A 648-nucleotide genomic window follows, 5' to 3' on the forward strand; every position below is an offset into this window, starting at 1 on the left:
AGTGGTCAAAATGACTTCCCAACATTCAAAAGTAAAAAAGACAGAAAGTCTTATACAACGAATGTAGTAAACGGAAATATTATGTTGCTTACTGGTCATATCAAATTGCCAAAACTGAAAATGGTACGTATCAAACAGCATAGAGAGATACCACAAGATTATATGATCAAGTCATGTACGATTTCTATGACACCTACTGGTAAATACTATGTGTCCATCTTGACTGAATACGAAAAAGAGATTGTACAAAAAGAAGTAGAAACAGTTGTTGGATTAGACTTTGCGATGGATGGATTATACGTTAGTTCTGAGGATGAGAAAGCCAATTATCCTAAGTTCTATCGTGAAATGTTAGACCGATTAGCAAAGGCACAACGAGTATTATCAAGAAGAACCAAAGGTTCTATTCGTCGGAATAAACAATGTATCCGTGTAGCTAAGTTACATGAAAAAGTAGCGAACCAACGTAAGAACTTCCTTCATCATAAGTCTAAAGAGTTAGCTACTCATTTTGATGTTGTGGCTATTGAAGACCTAAACATGAAAGGAATGTCACGAGCACTTCATTTTGGAAAAAGTGTTGCTGATAATGGGTGGGGTATGTTCACTTCTTTCTTAGCTTATAAACTAAACGAACAAGGAAAACAA

Annotated in this window: 1 protein-coding gene; it reads left to right on the top strand. The window is 35.3% G+C overall.

Going from position 1 to position 648, the window contains the following annotated elements:
* Positions 1-648, top strand: a 648-nt coding sequence (locus MR155_RS31320) for a transposase (protein WP_242312121.1), incomplete at both ends; no start/stop codon positions are given.

The sequence above is a fragment of the Bacillus cereus group sp. BfR-BA-01331 genome (assembly GCF_022663915.1).
GTDB lineage: Bacteria > Bacillota > Bacilli > Bacillales > Bacillaceae_G > Bacillus_A > Bacillus_A mycoides.